Below are 23,663 nucleotides of genomic sequence, written 5' to 3'. Positions count from 1 at the left end.
GTGAGTTGCTAATCAAATAATCAATATTTTTTCAATTATTATCCCGCTTTTTTATATAGCTTCTTGTATATATACATATGTAGGCATAGTGAGGAATGGCACTGAATTTCGCTCATTATGTTTTGCATATGAAGCGTGTGAGCTCTCCTGCATATAGTCCGGTTTTTATTCGCAAATCAAAAAGCAAGTAAGATTATAATGAATTTGGTATGATTTTAATTGATAGAGTAGAAAGGGAGTTGCTAAAGTGGGAAATCTTGATCAAATAGATCGTTTTAAACAAGCAATGGGGAATTATCCGACGGGGGTCACAGTTGTAACTGCATTCGATGAAAATGATAAGCCGATGGGATTAACGGTAAATTCGTTTGCGTCCGTATCCTTAGAACCCTTGCTAGTCTTATGGTCAATTAATAACGGAGCTGGTTCATACAAGGACTTTCTGAAAACTGAAAAGTTCGCGGTTAATATCTTGGCATCAGACCAAGAAGATTTATGCACATTGTTTTCTAGCAGAGTCGAGGACCGGTTTGGTGAGTGTGATTGGAAAAAATCCGAATTCGATTTACCAATTCTATCTGATTCATTAGCTGTGTTACAATGTAAAGTGTTTAAAAAAGTTGATGCTGGCGACCATACAATTATGATTGGTGAAGTACTCGATATACATAACGAGGAAAAAGAGCCACTTTTATATCATAGAAGAACAATCGGCGCTATTCCTGAAACGTTTTATAAATGAACTTAAAAACTGTCTGTCATCCACTATCGATAAGGATGACAGACAGTTTTTATTTTGAACTTATTGGTTCTTTATTCGTAACGTCAAGAACATCAAGTAGGAATACAAATACTGGAATTCCAATAATCAGACCCCAGACACCGAAGAAATGTTGAGAAAAAATAAGGATGACGAATGTATAAAAAACGGGTAAATCTGTTTTTGACGACATCAGTTTGGGGTTCAAGATATACGCTTCAATCCCATGAATGATCATGATAGCGACGAAAAGGTAGATAACTTTTAGATAACCACCAATTGTGAAGGCAATGATAGTTAAAGGGACAAGGGAAATGATCACACCCGCAACAGGTATGAGTCCTAAAAAGAAAATCATAATGGCTAATCCAATTATTTGCGGGAATCCAAGTACGGTTAATATAAGCACCGATAGGATCGTGTTGACGATGGCAATGATAAATTGCGCTTCAATCACTTTTCCGAAAGTGCGTGTGAACTTTTCTCCGAAAAACTCGATTTCATAATAAAAAGGCGCAATTTTGCTATTCTTGAACTTGCCCGTGAATTCTTTTAATCTCGGTTTTTCAAGTAAGAAGAACAAGCTTAAAATTAACGAAAGTAATACTTGAATGCTCGTTTTACTAATATCAGTGAATGATTTCAACAGAAAAGAAAACCCGTCTTCTAAATAGGTAGCAATCTTATCACTCGATATTACCGTTTCTATGTAGTTAATTAGGACATTGTCTTGCGATGGTGCAGAAAAAGTTGTTATCCTTTTGACAAGTTGGCTGATTTCCGATGTAATGATTGGTAAATATTTGGCGATTCCTACTGTCATGATTCCTATAATGATGGAATAAAGAAGTAAGACGAGTAAAGTGCGCTTTATAGGCACGCGTTTAGCCGTAAATTCTACAAGACGATTCATTAAAAATGTAAATATAAATGTCAGTAAGATGATATTGATCATGCTTCTAACACTAAAAAGAATGAAAATAATTAAAGCGAAAATAATAATCCGTTTTACTTCCCTTTTTCGGAAGATATTTATTAACCCATCCATCAAGCCAGTCCCCTTATGAAATAATAATAATTCACGACAATCCATTTATTCTTAGTATTAACCTATATGACAAAGAAAACAAGCTATTTATTTTAAAAGAAAAATGTATTTGAAAAGGAGCTTTAAACCGTGTCGGCTTTAGCTCCTCATCGATAATTTTTCGCTAGTAATGCCTTTGCCCAATCGATAAACAATAATGGCGGTCAAGATGCTGCTTATTATTAATAATATGATATGGGGCCCTGCGGTAGCTGCAACATCTGAACGGGTAGTAATAGCGATCACGTCGAGCCATTCAATCCATGCTGGTGGAACGTACATTAATAAAACAGCGAGTGTATTATTGAGCATATGCAATAAAATTGGAATCAGTAAATTGCCGGTTCGTATAACTAAAAGGGCTGTAATCACGCCAAACAAAAATGCCCCGATAATATCAGCATGCAAAATACCGAATAAGAGGCTAGATATTAAAATGCCGCCCCAAACAGAACTCTTTTTGATAAGCCGCTGAAGAATGACTCCGCGAAAAAAGAACTCCTCGACAATTGGCGCTAGAATTGTAATCATGACAATTTCAATAATTAAGTACAGGCCACTTTCAGGCATCGGTGTTTCTTCCAATAAAAAATCCACAATAAAGGGCAGTACCGGGCTTAGTAAATATAAATATAGCCAAAATGCACTTAATGAAAAAGCGATGGAAATGATGACGATAACGAAGATTGAAGGTATCCACCGCGTGACGCCTTTCGTATAAACGACTTGACGAATAGAAAGTTTTTGTTTTCTAAAATGATAGCCAAAGAATATAACCGGAACAAGCACATAAAAAACAAGCCCGAATATCGCATAAACAAATTCAAAATCCACAGCATTAAACAGTATCAAGAAAAACAAGAACACCATTGTCGGTACTAAAAATAATGCGGTAACCCCGAGCAAATGACGTATTTTCATTTCACCAAACATTAAACCACCTCACTATCTATTAATACTGTACGAAATGAACGGATAAAAGTTTCAGGCTTTCGTATTCAAAATCTAATTCTGATAAAGTAGATAGTACTTTGATAATTTCCAGACTCGGGGAAAGGAGTTTTGACGTGGCGAAACAATATGATTTTACGGAAGGGAATATTTTTAAACAGCTCTTTATTTTTTCTGCACCAATTATCCTTACCAACCTTTTGCAAATCTCCTATCAATTTATCGATAGTCTTTGGGTTGGAAATTTAATTGGTTCAGACGCGCTAGGGGCAGTAGCCACATCGGGTACAGTCATTTTTACGGTTCTTTCTTTTGTGATCGGATTAAATAATGCCGCACTCACTATATTGTCGCAACAAAAAGGAAAGGGAAGCGAAGAAGGACTGAAGCGTTATTTAAACGCATTTGTCGTCATGTTATCCGGCATGTCTATTATCTTGGGATTAATCGGATTTATTATGGCGGAACGCATTTTGATTCTACTCGGGACGCCTGATGCGATGATTGACATGGCGGCATCGTATTTGCAAATTAATTTTATCGGTATGTTATTTTTATTCGGCTACAACTTCATTGGAACGGTATTTCGTTCCGTCGGAGATTCGAAAACGCCTTTATATTTCGTATTAATTGCGGTCATACTAAACACCGTTCTTGACCCGCTTTTCATATATACATTTGGGTGGGGAATAGAGGGGGCTGCCTATGCGACGATCGTATCGCAAGGCGTGGCGTTCGGTACAGGTCTCTTTTTCACCTTGCGAAAAAATCTTGTTCCGTTTATCAAGCCACATTTGCCGGCACGAAGTGAAGTTTTCGATATTTTGAAATTGGGGATCCCGTCCGGTTTACAAATGAGTGTTATTTCAGCTGGTTCAATGGCAATCATGAGCGTCATCGCGTCTTTGGGTCCGGCAGTAGTTGCGGGATACGGTGCGGCGCAACGATTGGATAGTCTCATTATGTTGCCTGCGCAAGCGCTTGGTGTAGCCGTTAATAGTATGGCGGGCCAAAATATTGGTGCGGATAGGTGGGACCGCGTGCATCGAATTACGTTATATGGATTTATTTATAATTTGATTGTGATGTTGATGCTAGCGTTAATAATGTTCCTATTCGCTACTCACGGCATCCGGCTTTTTATTAAAGAGCCGGATGCTGCCCGATTCGGTACGGACTATTTAAAAATGGTCGCCTTTTTCTATCCGTTCCTTGGCATTAATTTTATATTGAATGGTACTGTAAGGGCTTCCGGCGCCATGTTCCAGGTCCTCGTACTAAATATTATTTCATTTTGGATACTGCGGTATCCGCTAACCTATTTACTTTCGAACATGTTCGGAGAAAAAGGGATTGCGCTCGGTATTGGTGTCAGCTTTGCGATTAGCAGCGTTTTTGCTTTCCTTTATTATCGATTTGGCCGTTGGAAAAATGTAAAAGTATTTGGTGATTAATTAGTTAAAAGTAAAAGTAGAGCATTTTCGCGAATAGTTATATGCAGCGGAGTTGACGTGGTAATTTCTCCATCAACAATTGCAGGAATCGGTCGATTTGTTTCAAGCGTTATTTCCTTTCCAGCATTGTAAAACACGCCTTCTTTCGTAACCGGGCCTCCCCGAAGCAAATCAGGGAATAGGCGGAACAGGACATTTAGTCGATTGGCATTATGAAGATGCGTGATATTAAGAAAACCATCTGACGGAAGCGCGTGTGGGCAAATATTTAAACCGCCGCCGTAAGAGGCGGTATTGCCACAAGCAACAAGCCAAGCGTTCGTTAATACAAGAACTTCACCATCAATCGTCAGTTTTCCGTTAAATGGTTTGAAAGTTAGTAATGTAATAACGGCGGCAATTATATAGGAAAAAGAACCAATCCCGAGCTTATTGAAAATCGGCTTGTAAAATGACTGATTGACTTGATTCCCAATGACAGAATCGAGACCAGTGCCTGAGACAGTAATGCCGAACCGTCCATTTACGTTAATTAAATCAATCGCAGTCGTTTTACCAGTCAGCATCTTCAGCACGAATTCTTTAGGGTTGTCGGTTAATTGAAACATTCTGGCAGTATCATTACCAGATCCAGAAGGGAAGATTGCAAGCGGGATAGTCGTTACAGCTAATTGTTGAATGACAGAATTTATCGTTCCATCACCGCCGATAACGGCAACTGCATTTAAGGCATTATTTAGTAGATGTTTGGAAATAAACGTTTCTGTTTCAACTTGTGAATTACTCAAAATCTTTTCGAATGGGATTTGTCGTTCAATCAATAGATTTTCGATTTCATTCCAGTTTTTCAATGTGTTTTTATTGCCAGACTGTAAGTTAACGATAAATAGATACATAACATGACCCCATTTCTTATTGGGCATGATAACCCTATATACATGTAACAATAGGGTATACTTAAAGGAGAATCAACAGGTGAATAGAAGAATATATGCGGAAAGGGGAAAATAAATGTGGCTTGGCTCTACGTACTTTTTGCGGCATTTGTAGAAGTTTTCTGGGTGATTGGATTGCGCTATTCCAGCTCGTTTTTGGAGTGGGCAGGCACAACGATCATGATTGTTTTCAGCTTTTACTTTATTATTAAAGCTTGCGAAAAATTACCATCTGGAACCGTATACGCCGTGTTTACCGGCTCTGGTGCTGCTGCAATCGTTCTGATTGATTTCATTGTTTTTGATGCGGCGTTTTCTCTTATGAAAGTATTGTTTATTGGTTTAATCATCGTTGGCGTCGTTGGGATTAAAATGACCGATAGCGGTGAAAAAGAGTCGCAGGTCGATCTAACATCGTAAAGGAGGCAGGCAAATGGCTTGGGTATATCTTGTGATTGCGAGTTTAGGAGAAATACTTGGCGTTATGAGTATTAATTTATACATACAACAGAAATCAATGTCTCGGTTGCTACTCATCGTTGTCACCTTTACGTTCGGCTTTATTTTTTTGGCGCTCGCAATGCGTGACATTCCGATGGGAACCGCTTATGCGATATGGACCGGACTTGGAGCGGCGGGTGCTGTTCTAATGGGCGTTTTATTTTTCGAAGAACCCGCAAGTTGGAAACGTCTCGTCTTTTTATCTTGTATTATCGCAGGTGCTGTAGGATTGAAAGTTTTTGGATGAAATTGTGCCCGAAATCCACGTAGGTGATTGAATGACGTTGAAAAAGGGTATTTAGTGTATACTATTAGTGACTATTTGAATGTTGGGAGAAGGAGATTGACATGAGTTCAATTTATGCAGACGATAGCAATGCATTACATACAGACTTATATCAAATTAATATGGCCGAATCATATTGGGCAGATGGGATTCACAATAAGAAGGCCGTCTTTGAATTGTTTTTCAGAAGCTTACCATTCGGAAACGGATATGCCTTATTTGCAGGATTAGAACGAATTTTGGACTTCTTAAAAGATTTTAAGCTAAGCGAAAGTGATTTGACATACCTGAAAGAAGAGCTTCACTATGAAGATGATTTTATCGATTACTTGAAAGATATTCGTTTTACCGGCGATGTTTATTCGATGGTAGAAGGGGAACTCGTATTTGCGAATGAACCAATTCTACGTGTTGAAGCTCCGCTAATAGAAGCGCAGTTAATCGAATCCGCGCTTTTAAATATCGTTAATTACCAAACGCTAATCGCAACGAAAGCGAGTCGCATCAAGCAAGTGACAAAAGATGAAATGGTATTGGAGTTCGGAACAAGACGTGCTCATGAAATGGACGCTGCAATTTGGGGCGCGCGCGCTACGATTATCGGCGGCGTCGAAGCGACGAGCAACGTTCGGGCAGGCAAGAAATTTGGTATTCCGGTTTCGGGAACCCACGCTCATTCACTTGTACAAGCATTTAAAAGTGAATATGAAGCCTTCCATTCTTATGCAAGACGCCATAAAGATTGCGTGTTTTTAGTCGATACGTACAACACATTGAAAATCGGCGTTCCGACGGCGATTCAAGTAGCGAAAGAACTCGGCGATAAAATTAACTTCAAAGGGATTCGTCTAGATAGCGGAGATATTGCATTCTTATCAAAAGAATCTCGCCGCATGTTGGATGAAGCCGGTTTCCCGGATGCCAAAATCGTCGTTTCTAATGATTTGGACGAATATACAATCTTGAACTTAAAAGCGCAAGGTGCAAAAGTAGATGTTTGGGGAATTGGCACGAAGCTAATTACTGCATACGACCAACCAGCCCTTGGAGCTGTTTATAAAATTGTTTCAATTGAAAACGATGAAGGTGAAATGGAAGATACGATTAAAATTTCATCGACTGCAGAAAAGGTGACAACACCTGGGCAGAAAAAATTATATCGAATTATCGACCGTGAAAACGGAAAAGCTGAAGGCGATTATATAACGATGCATGATGAAGACCCGACAGCCGAGAAGCGTTTGAAAATGTTCCACCCCGTCCATACATTCATCTCTAAGTTTGTCACGAACTTCGAGGCGAAAAACTTACATGTACAAGTAGTGGAAGCGGGTAAAGTTATTTATGAAAATCCAAGTTTGATTGAAATGCAAGATTATGCAAAAGAAAATTTAGATCTGTTATGGGAAGAATACAAACGATCTCTGAATCCGGAAGAATATCCTGTCGACTTAAGTCAAAAGTGCTGGGATAATAAAATGCGTAATATTCAAGAAATCCAAGAGATGGTGGAAGAGTATACGCACGAATAAGGAGAGATAACGATGATGTCGCTTCAAGAGAAAATTATTGCTGAATTGAAAGTTAAACCAGACATTGATCCACAAGAGGAAATTCGGAAGTCAGTGGATTTTATGAAGGAATACGCAAGAAAGCATTCATTTTTAACGGGATTCGTTATCGGGATTTCAGGCGGCCAAGATTCTACGTTGGTAGGCAAGCTCGCACAAATCGCCGTTGATGAATTAAATGACGAAAATCAGACCGATCGTTATCAATTCATCGGGATTAGACTGCCATATGGTACACAGTTTGACGAAAAAGATTGTCAGGATGCATTGGACTTTATTCAACCGACTAAAATATACACTGTTAATATCAAGGAATCGGTTGATGCGAGCGTACGGGCATTAACCGAGATCGGCGTGAATCTATCCGATTATGCAAAAGGAAATGAGAAGGCCAGAGAACGTATGAAAGTTCAATATTCAGTAGCCGCGATGAATAATTGCGTTGTGCTCGGAAGCGATCAAGCGGCCGAGTCGATAACTGGTTTTTATACGAAGTTCGGAGACGGCGGTGCCGACCTCATGCCGATATTCCGTTTGAATAAAAGACAGGGTAAGGAATTATTGAAAGAATTGGATTGCCCTGTACATTTATATACAAAAGTTCCGACTGCGGACTTAGAGGATGATAAGCCTTCAATTCCAGACGAGGTAGCGCTAGGCATTACTTACGACCATATCGATGATTATCTTGAAGGAAAAGAGATTCCTGAAGAACCGCGGGAACGACTCGAACAGTATTATCTCAGGTCCATGCATAAACGCCATATGCCGATAACAGTCTTTGATGATTTTTGGAAATGAATCGTTGAAATAGTAAAGTCTAGAAAGAAGAATTATTATATTCTTCTTCTAGACTTTTTGTTTTGCGATTTAAGGAAAGGTTGAGGTTGGCAAATAAAACCACAGAAACTGGGAAGTTAAAAAGCGAAATGGAACAATCATTATTCAATTACGTGGTTCTATAGGGCTCGTTGATTTGCGTTCCGGGCGGCGCTTTCCTGCGGGCGAGCGCCGAGCCGCTTCGTCGCTACGCTCCTGCAGGGTCTCGGCTGTCTCGCTAATTCCGCGGGAGTCGCCGCCCCATATACGTCAACTTAAGCTTTAAACCAGCTCTTCATCATCAAATTTTCAATAAAACACAATGTTTCGCCGAAAAATGTTTACCTTATTCGTCTAAAGGGAATCGTTCAGTAAATGCTTAAGATTGTTGGCATTACTAAATAAGACACACCCCATTCTCTTTTAAAAATTTGATTGTTTTATTTTTGTTGTTGGTCAGTTCTTGGTTTTATTTTCTTTATATTTTTACGACCGAGCCTGGCCAACCCTTTTATTAATTCGTTGATAAGATTTTCCCACTCCAATTGATCCCTTGCTTGCCAAATTTTCCAAATCCTCTTACTAACCTCACACATTGTGATTTGTTCGCTTAGAATGATATCTCTTTCTTCTTTAAAATAAACCCGAAGCTGATAAGTAATTAATAAGCTAAGGAGTAAAAGAATTAATTCCGCATAAAAGTGACACTCCCATCGCTCTTTTTTCATATTTCGATAGAAATCAACCTCCATATCTGATTTCCATGACTTAAAAACAAGCTCAACTTGCCAACGATACCGATATAATTGAGGGACCTCTTCTGCCGGCACTTTTTGTGGAAGATTCGTTACATAGACCGAGATACTTGATACATCATAAGATTTTTTCTTGATTTTACCTGGTTTCGTTTGTCCACGTCTTTTAATCCGTTCTTCTTGTCTTTGCTCTTGTTCATGGGTCATTCGATAAATTACCAGTCGAGTCGGATATTTTGCTTGTTTTCCCAAATAGACCTTCGGATATTCCCGTATTGTTCCTCGTTTCATTGTCTTTAATTCTTCCTCGAGATAAAGCCGTTCATAGGCATACATTTTCATGATCTTGCCATCTTTATGATACCGAGGATTTGGATGGTCTACGTAAAACATTGTATCTGCCGGAGCGCGTGACACATAAAAAGCTTGCTTTCCATCTACCTTTTCAAATATCTTATATTGAAAATAACCAAGGTCTTGAAGAATTAAATCATTTTTCTGAAGTGATTCTAGCCGCTTGATTCCCGAAGCACTATCTCCCGCTTTTCCAGCTTGAATTTCCATATATATAAACCTTCCTGTTAGATAATCAAACTCGATTTGGCACTTAGCTCCTGCATCTACAGTCCCTGGATAAAAAAACTGGAGTTTTTTGGTGAGCTTAATTGACGTTCCATCTAAAATCCGAACCGTATTAAAGTCGATTGTGCTATTAATAGTTGTTTTATCTATAGATAGCTTCATTTGTATCGTAAACAACGCAAGAAAAACTGCTTTCAAAAACGCGACTGAATTCTCATTAAACTTTTTATCAAAACCTTGTTTGGACATAGTTACACCGACGTGAGATAGACCTAAACATAGTTCAGTTAAAGATTTTTTTGCGATATTTCCGGGTTCAGCAAAAAGAATTTCAAGAAATTTGATGACACTCAATTGACGATTTCTTTGTATGAATTTCGTATCCTTGGCAATTTTAGAAAGTTCGATTGGGCGACAGAAAATCAAACAGTTGTTTCAATGTGAAAACGGAATGTTTGTTTTTCATAATTGAATCCTCCTTTTTATAAATGGTAAATATCTATACCATCTTTAGAGGAATATTAATCATTTTTTCTTAAGTTGACGTATATGGTCGCCGCCCTCCACTCCAATCAACTAATTTCACTGTAGAAAGAGAGGTTATTCAGTGAGCACATTAGAATTAGATATTCCTATACAATAAATGATTAATAGAAAGTATTAGTTAAATAGGTCTTGATATAACTATAAAAATAACTAACAACAGAAACGTCAACAATCTACAAAAAACAATTTAGCGGGAGGCATCCACAAAGTGCGGAAAGATACAGTTCAATCTTTCTCTAGCGCCGAAGCGGTATTCATAGGGGATTCTCATTAAATCTAGATTTTTTATAAGCCCTAGAAAACAAGCCGTTTAAATGATTTTTACTTTAATTAAACACTTCTTTTTTCTTTCTGCTTAAGTTGTAGATAGTAGGGTTATCCTGTAATATGGAAGTGTATAGTTACTTTTCAAATAATTTGCTATATATTGATTCATTGGGGGGAACCATATTGCAAAAAGAATTGATTGGAAAAGTCTTAAATAATATTGAAAAAGTTATGATTGGTAAACGAGATATCGCAGAACTTAGCATGACCGCGCTTTTAGCGGGCGGACATGTCTTATTAGAAGATGTACCAGGCGTGGGTAAAACGATGATGGTAAAGGCATTGGCAAAATCGATCGGCGCAGATTTTAAACGAATTCAATTTACGCCAGATCTTTTGCCTTCAGACGTATTGGGCGTCTCTATTTATAACCCGAAAGAAATGGAGTTTGAATTTAGACCGGGTCCAATCATGGGGAATATTATTCTTGCGGATGAAATCAATCGAACGTCCCCGAAAACCCAGTCGGCATTACTCGAGGGCATGGAAGAGTCTTCCGTAACGATTGACGGTGAAACAATGCGCATTCCGCAACCATTTTTCGTCATGGCTACGCAAAATCCAATTGAATATGAAGGAACATATCCGTTGCCAGAAGCTCAATTAGATCGGTTTTTATTTAGATTGAAAATGGGATATCCAACACCGCTTGAAGAAATAGAAGTTTTGCGGAGGGCTGAACAAGAAATTCCGATTAACAATTTAGAAACGGTTATCACTCTAGATGACCTCATAAACCTACAGCATGCTGTCAAAGACGTAGTTGTAAGCGATGCTGTAAAATCCTACATCGTAACCTGTGCAAATGAAACGAGAAACAATCCATTCGTTTATCTCGGGGTAAGCCCGCGTGGATCACTTTCTCTCATGAAAGCTTGCCAAGCGTATGCGTTACTGGTCGGAAGAATGTACGTGACACCGGATGACGTTCAATATTTAGCGCCTTTTGTGTTTGGTCACAGAATGATTTTGAAACCAGAAGCCAAGTATGAAGGCATTGAGGCTGATGAAATTGTAGAGCGGATACTAGCGAAAGTCAGTGTGCCTTTTGATAAGGTTTCGGTTAAATGAAACGATTTCGGAAGTTACTTTCAATATGGGGGCGACTTGTTTTTGTCTTGTTCATTCTTGTGTCTGCCTTCGTTTTCGCAATGTTTCAAGGCGGATATGTCAGTTGGGCGATTTTTTACGCCATATTGCCATTTATACTTTATTCTCTTTTCTTGTTTTTATATCCGCTTCGGACAGTCACGGCCGAACGTATTATTCGAACCCCGAGTGTTGAAAATGGCGGTAAGTTGGTTGTAAGTTTAACGGTGAAAAGGGATTTTCCTTTTCCTTTACTTTACACAGTGATTTCAGAAAAGTGGAGTGATGAGGAAATATTATTAGTTACTAAAGGTGCTATGAATAAACTTTTTGTTTTCGGTTTTCAAAAGAAAGAAGAATGGCAGTACGAGATAGAAAGAATGCCACGAGGAGAACATGTATTGGAAGGCGTGGAAATCGAGGTTTCGGATTTTTTTGGCTGGATTCGAAAAAAGCATTTCATTCCGCTGAAAAATACAGTTTTGGTGTATCCGAAAATGACAGATATTCACTATGTACCGATTGATACGCAATATGATTTAGGTTCGATGATTTCTCCTTATAATGTTGTGAAAGATACCACTATGGCAACAGGTGTACGCGATTACCAATCGGGAGACCGGGTGTCGTGGATTCATTGGAAATCATTTGCGCGGACGCAGACTTTAATGACCAAAGAATTCGAAGACCGTCGTTCTCAAGATTTGCTGGTCATATTTGATGGCCGTCCATCCGAAACATTTGAAGAACAAGTCGAACTTGCGGCTTCTATTTTGAAAGAAGCGACGAACGATCAAGCTGGAATTGGCTTTTTAACGACAGGTACAGAGTCTGCTACTTTTCCATATATTCAATCGGAAGAGCAGTTTAGAAAAGTGCTTATCCACTTAGCGAAAATCAAACCTTCAGATGAAAGTACAGCCTTCATGTCTAACGATTATAGAAATGAATTTAGCCAAAGCGGAAGTGTCATATTAATTACTGCGCATCCGGATTGGGCGTTTTTGGAATCGGTGATTGGAAATGTGACAAATGCTCGATCAATCACTTGTTTTACTGTGGTGAAAAAAGATGCACCGGTGAAAAATATGCTTGCGGAAGATATTCGTTTAGCAAAGTCCAAAGGAATTTCTGTCCATACGCTTACTAAAGAACAATTCCCTACGGCATTTAAAGGGGTGATTCATGCATGAGTGAAATGCGTCTTGATAAATGGTTTCTGGCAATCTTATATTTATTGGCGATTGTCATGTTGAGAGAATGGCTTCTTCCTGTAATGGAGCTTACGCAAACTGGACAAATTTCTTTATTTTTAATCTTTATTGGCATCGCATTTTTCTTGGCACTGATGACTGTGAAATGGTGGCTTGCTGCGTTCATAAAAATTCTTTATATCATCTGGGCCATTCATTTTATGTTTTTTGATGGAATCCTTTTAACCAAGGAAACATCAAAACTACTTCTAGAAGATTTCAACTCCAATTTCGCGGTCATATTAGTTGGTAATTGGTCCGAAATATCAAATCCATTTCGAACGATGCTATTTTTTATTCTTTTATGGATGACGACTTACTTAATCCGCCATTGGATTGAATCGAGAAAAAGTATTTTTCTTTTTTACAGTATGACGATTATCTTTATTGCCATTATTGATACGTTCACTGCTTATTCCGCAAAAGGTTCCATACTAATCATTATGATAACCGGCCTATTGCTCCTTGGCTTATTAACGATTCCCAAACTTGCAGAAAAGCATAATCTATCAATCTCTTCACATAAATTAGCGAGCATTTCTATTCCTTTATTATTGATACTTGTTATAAGCGGGATTTTCATCTTAACGTTGCCAAAACTAGAACCGGTATGGGCTGATCCGGTTCCGTTCTTGACATCGGTAGTTGACGGTACAGGTGAAGGCGGCAATGGGGAAGGGATTTCTAAAACTGGCTATGATCCCGATGACTCCAGGCTTGGCGGGCCATTTATTCAAGATAATACTTTGATTTTTGAAGCTTCAGTTCCTAAAAAGCAATACTGGAAAATTGAAACGAAAAATACGTACACTTCAAAAGGATGGGAACAGCCCAGTGAGAGTAATGTAATCACCTATACTTCTAATATGGGAATGGGGGCTTATGCGGAAGGTGAAGGCATAATTAGCGGTGAATCGAAACTTGCGCAATTGAACATGTTGAAACGATTTCCGTTTATAGTGTATCCATATGGCATGATTAATGTAGAAACGGATGAAGACGTTCAGTTTATGAAATTAGAAACGTTAGATCAATATCGCACAACGATAGGAGACGAGCCCGTTTCGCTCGACTCGTATGAGATCGAATATATCGAGCATGATTTCAGTTTGAAAGCATTGCGGGAAACAACTATGGATGAAGTAAATTCTTTAGGTGAGGACTTCTCAGATTACTTGCAGCTTCCGAATGAGTTGCCCGAACGAATAGGAGAACTTGCTGAGACAATTACTGATTCTAGCGAAAATGTGTACGATAAAGCGAAGGCGATCGAACGCTATTTTGGTAGAAATGGATTTGTCTATGATCAAAAAAACGTTGCGGTTCCAGCCGAAGACGAAGATTACGTTGATCAGTTCTTGTTCGAAACAAAGAGCGGATATTGTGATAATTACTCCACATCAATGGTTGTGATGCTCCGTACAATCGGAATTCCAGCGAGGTGGGTGAAGGGGTTCGCTCCGGGTGAACTGGGCCGTAATGAAAATAAGGAAAGCGTTTATAAAATAACGAATAACGAGGCGCATTCTTGGGTTGAAGCTTTTATGCCTGGTATTGGTTGGATGCCATTTGAGCCGACAATCGGTTTTGGCGGGGCATCAAGCATCGAGTACGATACAGAACTACAACTAGATGATCCTGAGGTTCCTGAAATGCCAGAACCCGAACGTAAAAAACTTGAAGAAAAATCGAAACCCAAAAAAGAGGATAAGAAAAGTTCTTTTGATTTCAATAAAACATTTGATTCCATTAAAAAATGGATAATGGACAAGAAGTGGATATTGCTAGCCGTATTAAGCATAGTGACGTTTTTTGGGTCACTTCTCTATAGAAGAAGAAGGAAATGGTTCCCTAAATTACTCGTTCGATATTACAGGTTTGGCAAGAACGACTGGGCGAAATATTCAAAACGGTATGGTAGTTTATTGAAACAACTTAACCGATTTGGATTCAAGCGTAAGAATGGGGAAACCTTATTGAAGTATGCAATTCAAGTCGATGCGTACTTTGGAGGAGATACTATGCAAAGGTTGACGACTGCTTATGAAAAAGGAATTTATGGAGAAAATAGAACAGAACACGACTGGCAACGCTTACAGGAACTGTGGGAAGATTTAATCAATAGGACTTCCGATTGATTTTATGTGTTTTTAGCAGTAGAATTGAATAAAGAACTGCTTATAAATGCCTCGATGTTTCTACCAAGTTACCGGAAATAACTTGACTATGGTTGCGGAATAGTTCTGTTTTTGGAGCTGTTTCGTTAATTATGAAGGGTGAGACGCGCAGTTAATCAGATTGTCGCGTCTTTTACTATTTAGGGCAATCTTAGCAAAATGAAGAAGAGGTGGAAAAATTGTCAACTACTCCTTTATTAATTGAGCAAGAGAAAATTGTAATTCTGGATTATGGCAGTTCATACAATCAGCTTTTGACGCGTTCAATACGTCAACTTGGTATGTACAGCGAGCTTCATCCGCATACAATTACCGCGGATGAACTGAAGAACATGAATGCAGTCGGAATTATTTTATCAGGTGGCCCTAAATCCGTTACTGATTTAGACGCGTACCCTATTGATTCGGAGATCTTTGCAGCAGGCATTCCAATCCTGGGAATTTGTTATGGAACGCAGTTAATTCTTAAACAATTTGGCGGCAATACTGAAACAATAAATGAACGCACTTACAGCGAAGAACAAGTGGAACTGGATACATCATCGAGTCTTTTTATGGGACAAGTAAAAACGCAATCGGTTTGGTTAAGTAATGGAAATCGTATTACGACATCCCCAGAAGGATTTAAAACGATTGCTACAACGAACAATGGTGAAATTGCGGCAATAGGGAATGAAGAACGTCAAATTTACGGGCTGCAATTCCATCCAGAGTCGCCGAAATCTGAACACGGACTCGACTTGCTGAAACATTTCATCTTTGATCTTTGCGAAGTGAAAACAAAGTGGACGATGGAGAACTTCATTGAAATTGAAGTGGGGAAAATCCGTTCAACAGTCGGAGACAAGAAAGTTCTTCTTGCACTAAGCGGCGGCGTGGACTCTTCAGTAGTTGCGGCTTTAATTCACCGCGCGATTGGAGATCAACTTACTTGCATGTTCGTAGACCACGGTTTACTTCGTAAAGGCGAGGCGGATAGTGTCGTCGATACATTCGCTGACAAGTTCAATATGAATTTCATTAAAATAGATGCACAAGAGCGCTTTTTGAGTAAATTAGAAGGTGTTTCTGATCCGGAACAAAAACGTAAGATTATCGGCAATGAATTTATTTATGTGTTTGACGATGAAGCAGCTAAACTTGATGGCATAGACTTTTTAGCTCAGGGAACGCTTTATACGGATATTCTTGAAAGCGGAACTTTAACGGCGCAAACGATAAAATCACATCATAACGTCGGTGGACTTCCTGAAGAAATGGAATTCGAATTAATCGAACCATTAGCGGCACTATTCAAGGATGAAGTACGCGCGCTTGGACTAGAGCTAGGCTTGCCGGAAGAAATTGTTTGGCGTCAACCGTTCCCGGGTCCTGGTCTAGGTATTCGTGTTCTTGGTGAAATTACGGAAGAAAAGCTAGAAATGGTTCGTGAATCAGATGCAATCTTACGAGATGAAGTTAAAAAAGCTGGTCTTGAACGAGACATTTGGCAGTATTTCACGGTTTTACCGAATATCCAAAGTGTTGGAATTACAAACAAACAAAGAACGTATGACTATGCAATCGGAATTCGTGCGGTAACGTCCGTTGACGGCGTGACATCTGACTGGGCGAAAATCCCGTGGGATGTTCTTGAAAAAATAAGTGCTCGTATTACTACAGAGGTCCCTAAGATTAACCGCGTCCTTTTTGACATAACGAGCAAGCCACCTTCAACAATCGAGTGGGAATGATAATTGAATAAAAGCGTCGTATATATCCGAGAATATGGCTCGGACGTTTCTACCGGAACACCTCAAATGTTCTGACTACGATCTATCACGACGGAGATATCTCTGTCTTTTAGATTTGTATTCTGGAGGCATGCGGCTAAATGTTCGCATGCTTCTTTTTGTTTGAAAATCTAAATTTTAGAATGGATGGTCTTCTATGAAGAAGTATTTTGAGTTTGATAAACTAGGTTCGAACTACCGCAATGAGATTATTGGTGGCGTGACAACATTCCTGGCCATGGCATATATTCTGATTGTAAATCCACTTATGCTATCTTTGGACGGCATCGATGTTCCGGAAGCAATGCGCATGAACAAGGGAGCGGTATTCGTTGCAACTGCACTTGCTGCAGCGGTTGGATCCATTATGATGGGTGTGATCGCAAGGTATCCCATTGGACTCGCTCCGGGAATGGGACTTAACGCTTTCTTTGCATTCTCAGTCGTATTGGGAATGGGTATTCCTTGGCAAACAGCATTAACAGGTGTTTTATTTTCAGGATTAATCTTCATTGTTTTATCTTTGTCAGGATTACGTGAAATTGTTATCAATGCTATTCCAGCTCAACTTAAATATGCAGTCGGTGCTGGTATAGGACTCTTTATCACATTCCTTGGATTCCAAAACGCAAAAATCATTGTTGCAGATCCTAATACGCTAGTAACTCTCGGGGATCTTTCAAGTGGACCGACATTACTCGCGATTTTCGGACTAGTAATCACGGTGATCATGATGGTTCGCAAAATAAAAGGCGCAATTTTTTATGGGATGATCCTTACGACGATACTAGGTATGTTTGTCAAACTGATTGAGGTGCCGACTAAAGTAGTCGACAAAATCCCAAGTGTTGCTCCTACATTCGGTGCAGCATTCGAAGCGATTTTCCAAGATCCAACATCATTACTTACAACTCAATTTTTAATCGTAGTTATTACATTCCTCTTTGTAGACTTCTTTGACACAGCGGGTACGCTTGTTGCAGTTGCCAATCAAGCAGGTTTAATGAAGGAAGATAAATTACCCCGTGCAGGAAGAGCGCTAATTTCCGATTCACTCGCAACGGTAACCGGTGCTGTTTTCGGAACATCGACAACAACATCTTATATTGAATCATCTGCGGGAGTTGCGGCTGGTGCTCGAACTGGATTTGCTTCAGTTGTAACGGGCATATTATTTCTCTTAGCGCTTTTCTTTTCTCCCTTATTGCTTGTCATTACATCTGAAGTGACAGCACCAGCATTAATCATCGTAGGGGTCCTGATGGTTTCAAGTCTTGGTAATATTGAATGGAATCGTTTTGAAATCGCAGTACCAGCATTTCTTACGATTATTGCTATGCCACTTAGTTATAGTATTGCAACAGGAATTGCAATTGGATTCATCTTCTATCCAATTACAATGATTGTCAGTGGTAATAGAAAAGAAATACATCCAATAATGTATGGTCTGTGGGTTATCTTTGTACTTTACTTCCTATTTATAAAATAAAGTCTTAAATTAAGAAAGGTTCTCTCGTATATATATGAGGGAACCTTTTTTTGATTTCCTTATATTCAACAGTGAAACGGTTATAATGAGTTAGGGATTAACCAAAGCGGTAGATTTAAAACAGCGACAGTTTCATCTTGTGGTATAAAACTAAAACTTTATGTTGACTTTATTATTAAAGTGGGTTATATTTAGATTTCGCCACAAGACAACACATTGAATTTAATAAAACACTTTAAATTTAATTGACGAGAAGTGTTGACTTATGTCGAGAGATTTGCTATGATGTATAGACCGTCAAAGAAAGACGGCGAACAATAATTAAATGAACCTTGAAAACTGAACAGCAAAACGTCAAGATATAACGTTTCGTTAAATCGGAACAAAAACGAATCTACGGATTCGAAGTCAGCAAAATGAAACTCGAGCTATTCAAGTTTCTCTATTATGGAGAGTTTGATCCTGGCTCAGGACGAACGCTGGCGGCATGCCTAATACATGCAAGTCGAGCGAACAGGGAAGAAACTTGTTTCTTCTTTGTTAGCGGCGGATGGGTGAGTAACACGTGGGCAACCTGCCCTGCAGATGGGGATAACTCCGGGAAACCGGGGCTAATACCGAATAATCAGTTTGTTCGCATGAACAAACTCTGAAAGACGGCTCACGCTGTCACTGCAGGATGGGCCCGCGGCGCATTAGCTAGTTGGTGGGATAACGGCCTACCAAGGCGACGATGCGTAGCCGACCTGAGAGGGTGATCGGCCACACTGGGACTGAGACACGGCCCAGACTCCTACGGGAGGCAGCAGTAGGGAATCTTCCACAATGGACGAAAGTCTGATGGAGCAATGCCGCGTGAGTGAAGAAGGTTTTCGGATCGTAAAACTCTGTTGTGAGGGAAGAACAAGTACGGGAGTAACTGCCCGTACCTTGACGGTACCTCATTAGAAAGCCACGGCTAACTACGTGCCAGCAGCCGCGGTAATACGTAGGTGGCAAGCGTTGTCCGGAATTATTGGGCGTAAAGCGCGCGCAGGCGGCCTTTTAAGTCTGATGTGAAAGCCCACGGCTCAACCGTGGAAGGTCATTGGAAACTGAAAGGCTTGAGTACAGAAGAGGAAAGCGGAATTCCACGTGTAGCGGTGAAATGCGTAGAGATGTGGAGGAACACCAGTGGCGAAGGCGGCTTTCTGGTCTGTAACTGACGCTGAGGCGCGAAAGCGTGGGGAGCAAACAGGATTAGATACCCTGGTAGTCCACGCCGTAAACGATGAGTGCTAAGTGTTAGGGGGTTTCCGCCCCTTAGTGCTGGAGCAAACGCATTAAGCACTCCGCCTGGGGAGTACGGCCGCAAGGCTGAAACTCAAAGGAATTGACGGGGACCCGCACAAGCGGTGGAGCATGTGGTTTAATTCGAAGCTACGCGAAGAACCTTACCAGGTCTTGACATCCCGCTGCCCGGCATAGAGATATGCCTTTCCCTTCGGGGACAGCGGTGACAGGTGGTGCATGGTTGTCGTCAGCTCGTGTCGTGAGATGTTGGGTTAAGTCCCGCAACGAGCGCAACCCTTAACCTTAGTTGCCAGCATTCAGTTGGGCACTCTAAGGTGACTGCCGGTGATAAACCGGAGGAAGGTGGGGATGACGTCAAATCATCATGCCCCTTATGACCTGGGCTACACACGTGCTACAATGGACGGTACAGAGGGTTGCCAACCCGCGAGGGGGAGCTAATCCCATAAAACCGTTCCCAGTTCGGATTGCAGGCTGCAACTCGCCTGCATGAAGCCGGAATCGCTAGTAATCGTGGATCAGCATGCCACGGTGAATACGTTCCCGGGTCTTGTACACACCGCCCGTCACACCACGAGAGTTTGTAACACCCGAAGTCGGTGAGGTAACCCTTTTGGGAGCCAGCCGCCGAAGGTGGGACAGATGATTGGGGTGAAGTCGTAACAAGGTAGCCGTATCGGAAGGTGCGGCTGGATCACCTCCTTTCTAAGGATTATGTTCGAGAGCGAAAACACTTCGTGTTTGACCTTTCAACATTCGGAATGCAGATTATATCTGCAACTTGACGTTTTGCGTTCAGTTTTGAAGGCTCATTAAGTTTATTAAGTGTTTTTCACTTGATAAATTATGAACTTTCAAAACTTGTTCTTTGAAAACTGGATAAAACAATATTAAGAGTAACAAATCAAGTAATCAATCGAGTCGATTACATTTGTAATTGACAATGCAATACCTTTTTAATGAACATTGACTTTACATCGCTGTCTAGTCGTGTTCAAGAAAAGTATTTAACAGTGACCAGAGCATTCAAATGCAATGAAAACTGATGAATATTTTAGGTTAAGTTAGAAAGGGCGCACGGCGGATGCCTTGGCACTAGGAGCCTAAGAAGGACGGCACTAACACCGATATGCTCTGGGGAGCTGTAAGTAAGCTTTGATCCAGAGATTTCCGAATGGGGAAACCCACTGCCCGTAATGGGGTAGTACATGTACGTGAATACATAGCGTACTTGAGGCAAACCCGGAGAACTGAAACATCTAAGTATCCGGAGGAAGAGAAAGAAAAATCGATTCCCTGAGTAGCGGCGAGCGAAACGGGAATAGCCCAAACCAGGAAGCTTGCTTCCTGGGGTTGTAGGACACTCTATACGGAGTTACAAAGGAATGAATTAGACGAAGCGACCTGGAAAGGTCCGCCGTAGTGGGTAAAAGCCCCGTAGTCGAAAGTTCATTCTCTCCAGAGTGTATCCTGAGTACGACGGAACACGTGAAATTCCGTTGGAATCCGGGAGGACCATCTCCCAAGGCTAAATACTTCCTAGTGACCGATAGTGAACCAGTACCGTGAGGGAAAGGTGAAAAGCACCCCGGAAGGGGAGTGAAATAGATCCTGAAACCGTGTGCCTACAAGTAGTCAGAGCTCCGTTGATCTTTTCTTCGGAATTGATCACGAGTGATGGCGTGCCTTTTGTAGAATGAACCGGCGAGTTACTGATTCCATGCAAGGTTAAGCAGTGAATGCGGAGCCGCAGCGAAAGCGAGTCTGAATAGGGCGATTTAGTATGGGGTCGTAGACCCGAAACCAGGTGATCTACCCATGTCCAGGGTGAAGGTAAGGTAACACTTACTGGAGGCCCGAACCCACGTATGTTGAAAAATGCGGGGATGAGGTGTGGGTAGCGGTGAAATTCCAATCGAACCTGGAGATAGCTGGTTCTCTCCGAAATAGCTTTAGGGCTAGCCTCAAACGTTAGAATCTCGGAGGTAGAGCACTGTTTGGACTAGGGGCCCATCCCGGGTTACCGAATTCAGACAAACTCCGAATGCCGAAGATTTATGTTTGGGAGTCAGACTGCGGGTGATAAGATTCGTAGTCGAGAGGGAAACAACCCAGACCACCAGTTAAGGTCCCCAAATATCCGTTAAGTGGAAAAGGATGTGGCGTTGCCCAGACAACCAGGATGTTGGCTTAGAAGCAGCCACCATTTAAAGAGTGCGTAATAGCTCACTGGTCGAGTGGCGCCGCGCCGAAAATGTACCGGGGCTAAACGGATTACCGAAACTGTGGATTGACACCTTTGGTGTCAGTGGTAGGAGAGCGTTCTAGGGGCGTTGAAGTCAGACCGTAAGGACTGGTGGAGCGCCTAGAAGTGAGAATGCCGGTATGAGTAGCGAAAGAAGGGTGAGAATCCCTTCCACCGAATGCCTAAGGTTTCCTGAGGAAGGCTCGTCCGCTCAGGGTTAGTCGGGACCTAAGTCGAGGCCGAAAGGCGTAGACGATGGACAACAGGTTGATATTCCTGTACCACCTCCCCGCCGTTTGAACAATGGGGGGACGCAGTAGGATAGGGTGAGCGCGCTGTTGGTTATGCGCGTCTAAGCAGTAAGGTGTGAAACGAGGAAAATCCCGTTTCTATAACATTGAGCTGTGATAGCAAGGGGAATTATCCCCGGAGTCCCTGATTTCACGCTGCCAAGAAAAGCCTCTAGTGAGGCGGGAGGTGCCCGTACCGCAAACCGACACAGGTAGGCGAGGAGAGAATCCTAAGGTGATCGAGAGAACTCTCGTTAAGGAACTCGGCAAAATGACCCCGTAACTTCGGGAGAAGGGGTGCTCTGGTAAGGTGTTAAAGCCTGAGAGAGCCGCAGTGAATAGGCCCAAGCGACTGTTTAGCAAAAACATAGGTCTCTGCAAAACCGCAAGGTGAAGTATAGGGGCTGACGCCTGCCCGGTGCTGGAAGGTTAAGAGGAGAGGTTAGCGCAAGCGAAGCTTCCAATTGAAGCCCCAGTAAACGGCGGCCGTAACTATAACGGTCCTAAGGTAGCGAAATTCCTTGTCGGGTAAGTTCCGACCCGCACGAAAGGCGTAACGATTTGGGCACTGTCTCAACGAGAGACTCGGTGAAATTATAGTACCTGTGAAGATGCAGGTTACCCGCGACAGGACGGAAAGACCCCGTGGAGCTTTACTGCAACCTGATATTGAATTCTGATGCAGTCTGTACAGGATAGGTAGGAGCCTGAGATTCCGGAGCGCCAGCTTCGGAGGAGGCGTTGGTGGGATACTACCCTGACTGTATTGGAATTCTAACCCATGCCCCTTATCGGGGCAGGAGACAGTGTCAGGCGGGCAGTTTGACTGGGGCGGTCGCCTCCTAAAGAGTAACGGAGGCGCCCAAAGGTTCCCTCAGAATGGTTGGACATCATTCGTAGAGTGCAAAGGCATAAGGGAGCTTAACTGCGAGACCTACAAGTCGAGCAGGGTCGAAAGACGGGCTTAGTGATCCGGTGGTTCCGCATGGAAGGGCCATCGCTCAACGGATAAAAGCTACCCCGGGGATAACAGGCTTATCTTCCCCAAGAGTCCACATCGACGGGAAGGTTTGGCACCTCGATGTCGGCTCATCGCATCCTGGGGCTGTAGTCGGTCCCAAGGGTTGGGCTGTTCGCCCATTAAAGCGGTACGCGAGCTGGGTTCAGAACGTCGTGAGACAGTTCGGTCCCTATCCGTCGCGGGCGCAGGAAATTTGAGAAGAGCTGTCCTTAGTACGAGAGGACCGGGATGGACACACCGCTGGTGTACCAGTTGTCTTGCCAAAGGCATCGCTGGGTAGCTACGTGTGGACGGGATAAATGCTGAAAGCATCTAAGCATGAAGCCCCCTTCAAGATGAGATTTCCCATTACGCAAGTAAGTAAGATCCCTCAGAGAAGATGAGGTTGATAGGTCCGGGGTGTAAGTGCGGCGACGTACGTAGCTGACGGATACTAATTGATCGAGGACTTAACCTATCC

At 41.6% G+C, this 23,663-nt stretch carries 15 protein-coding genes, 2 rRNA genes and 2 riboswitches; of the genes, 13 read left to right on the top strand and 4 right to left on the bottom strand.

What is annotated here, in order from left to right:
- Window positions 1-286 precede the first annotated feature (286 nt).
- The gene (locus tag JSQ81_RS09290) at window positions 287-742 is read left to right on the top strand and encodes a flavin reductase family protein (protein ID WP_212607610.1); all 456 of its coding nucleotides are present in this window, start codon (window positions 287-289) and stop codon (window positions 740-742) included.
- Window positions 743-791: 49 nt separating this feature from the next.
- Here JSQ81_RS09290 and JSQ81_RS09285 read toward each other — a convergent pair whose 3' ends face one another.
- Both JSQ81_RS09285 and JSQ81_RS09280 read right to left on the bottom strand, forming a co-directional pair.
- Window positions 792-1,808, bottom strand: coding sequence for an AI-2E family transporter (locus JSQ81_RS09285; RefSeq protein ID WP_212607337.1), 1,017 nt, complete (start codon window positions 1,806-1,808; stop codon window positions 792-794).
- Between the two features lie 138 nt (window positions 1,809-1,946).
- A complete protein-coding gene (locus tag JSQ81_RS09280) occupies window positions 1,947-2,780 on the bottom strand; it encodes a CPBP family intramembrane glutamic endopeptidase (protein ID WP_212607336.1) in 834 nt (277 codons plus the stop codon).
- 134 nt (window positions 2,781-2,914) lie between these two features.
- Here JSQ81_RS09280 and JSQ81_RS09275 point away from each other — a divergent pair, with 134 nt between their 5' ends.
- A complete protein-coding gene (locus JSQ81_RS09275) occupies window positions 2,915-4,252 on the top strand; it encodes an MATE family efflux transporter (protein WP_212607335.1) in 1,338 nt (445 codons plus the stop codon).
- Here JSQ81_RS09275 and JSQ81_RS09270 read toward each other — a convergent pair.
- The gene (locus JSQ81_RS09270) at window positions 4,249-5,148 is read right to left on the bottom strand and encodes a diacylglycerol/lipid kinase family protein (RefSeq protein WP_212607334.1); all 900 of its coding nucleotides are present in this window, start codon (window positions 5,146-5,148) and stop codon (window positions 4,249-4,251) included. The genes JSQ81_RS09275 and JSQ81_RS09270 overlap by 4 nt on opposite strands.
- A gap of 117 nt (window positions 5,149-5,265) precedes the next feature.
- Between JSQ81_RS09270 and JSQ81_RS09265 the strand changes: the two genes are divergently transcribed.
- The 4 genes from JSQ81_RS09265 (at window position 5,266) to nadE (ending at window position 8,346) form a co-directional block, all read left to right on the top strand.
- Window positions 5,266-5,607, top strand: coding sequence for a DMT family transporter (locus JSQ81_RS09265; RefSeq protein ID WP_212607333.1), 342 nt, complete (start codon window positions 5,266-5,268; stop codon window positions 5,605-5,607).
- Between the two features lie 13 nt (window positions 5,608-5,620).
- Window positions 5,621-5,935, top strand: a complete 315-nt coding sequence (locus JSQ81_RS09260) for a DMT family transporter (RefSeq protein ID WP_212607332.1) — start codon at window positions 5,621-5,623, stop codon at window positions 5,933-5,935.
- A gap of 101 nt (window positions 5,936-6,036) precedes the next feature.
- Window positions 6,037-7,506, top strand: coding sequence for a nicotinate phosphoribosyltransferase (locus tag JSQ81_RS09255; protein ID WP_212607331.1), 1,470 nt, complete (start codon window positions 6,037-6,039; stop codon window positions 7,504-7,506).
- Window positions 7,507-7,521: 15 nt separating this feature from the next.
- On the top strand, window positions 7,522-8,346 hold the full coding sequence (gene nadE / locus JSQ81_RS09250) for an NAD(+) synthase (protein WP_212607609.1): 825 nt from the start codon (window positions 7,522-7,524) through the stop codon (window positions 8,344-8,346).
- 458 nt (window positions 8,347-8,804) lie between these two features.
- Here the strand turns inward: nadE and JSQ81_RS09245 are convergent, their stop codons facing one another.
- A complete protein-coding gene (locus JSQ81_RS09245; RefSeq protein WP_212605563.1) occupies window positions 8,805-10,127 on the bottom strand; it encodes an IS4 family transposase in 1,323 nt (440 codons plus the stop codon).
- Between the two features lie 567 nt (window positions 10,128-10,694).
- On the opposite strand from JSQ81_RS09245, the gene JSQ81_RS09240 reads away from it, so the two are divergent.
- From JSQ81_RS09240 to JSQ81_RS09210, 7 genes are all read left to right on the top strand, one after another.
- Entirely contained in the window at window positions 10,695-11,645 is a 951-nt protein-coding gene (locus JSQ81_RS09240; RefSeq protein WP_256437733.1) for an AAA family ATPase, read from the top strand.
- The gene (locus JSQ81_RS09235) at window positions 11,642-12,856 is read left to right on the top strand and encodes a DUF58 domain-containing protein (protein WP_212607329.1); all 1,215 of its coding nucleotides are present in this window, start codon (window positions 11,642-11,644) and stop codon (window positions 12,854-12,856) included. The genes JSQ81_RS09240 and JSQ81_RS09235 overlap by 4 nt, the downstream gene beginning before the upstream one ends.
- On the top strand, window positions 12,853-15,054 hold the full coding sequence (locus JSQ81_RS09230; RefSeq protein ID WP_212607328.1) for a DUF4129 domain-containing transglutaminase family protein: 2,202 nt from the start codon (window positions 12,853-12,855) through the stop codon (window positions 15,052-15,054). The genes JSQ81_RS09235 and JSQ81_RS09230 overlap by 4 nt, the downstream gene beginning before the upstream one ends.
- Window positions 15,055-15,074: 20 nt before the next feature.
- A riboswitch (purine riboswitch) is annotated at window positions 15,075-15,163 on the top strand.
- Window positions 15,164-15,272: 109 nt separating this feature from the next.
- Window positions 15,273-16,826 (top strand): glutamine-hydrolyzing GMP synthase, encoded by a 1,554-nt coding sequence (gene guaA, locus JSQ81_RS09225; RefSeq protein WP_212607327.1) that lies wholly within the window; start codon window positions 15,273-15,275, stop codon window positions 16,824-16,826.
- A riboswitch (purine riboswitch) is annotated at window positions 16,823-16,924 on the top strand. (Overlaps the previous gene by 4 nt.)
- A 98-nt stretch (window positions 16,925-17,022) precedes the next feature.
- Window positions 17,023-18,354 (top strand): NCS2 family permease, encoded by a 1,332-nt coding sequence (locus JSQ81_RS09220; protein WP_212607326.1) that lies wholly within the window; start codon window positions 17,023-17,025, stop codon window positions 18,352-18,354.
- A gap of 444 nt (window positions 18,355-18,798) precedes the next feature.
- Window positions 18,799-20,352 (top strand): 16S ribosomal RNA (locus JSQ81_RS09215).
- 352 nt (window positions 20,353-20,704) lie between these two features.
- Window positions 20,705-23,660: ribosomal RNA gene (locus JSQ81_RS09210) — 23S ribosomal RNA — on the top strand.
- The 16S and 23S rRNA genes sit together here, the layout of an rRNA operon.
- Window positions 23,661-23,663: the final 3 nt, after the last annotated feature.

The organism is Sporosarcina sp. Marseille-Q4063 (assembly GCF_018309085.1).
GTDB lineage: Bacteria > Bacillota > Bacilli > Bacillales_A > Planococcaceae > Sporosarcina.
Note: the sequence above shows the minus strand (reverse complement) of the source record. Positions and strands in the feature narration are given on the sequence as shown.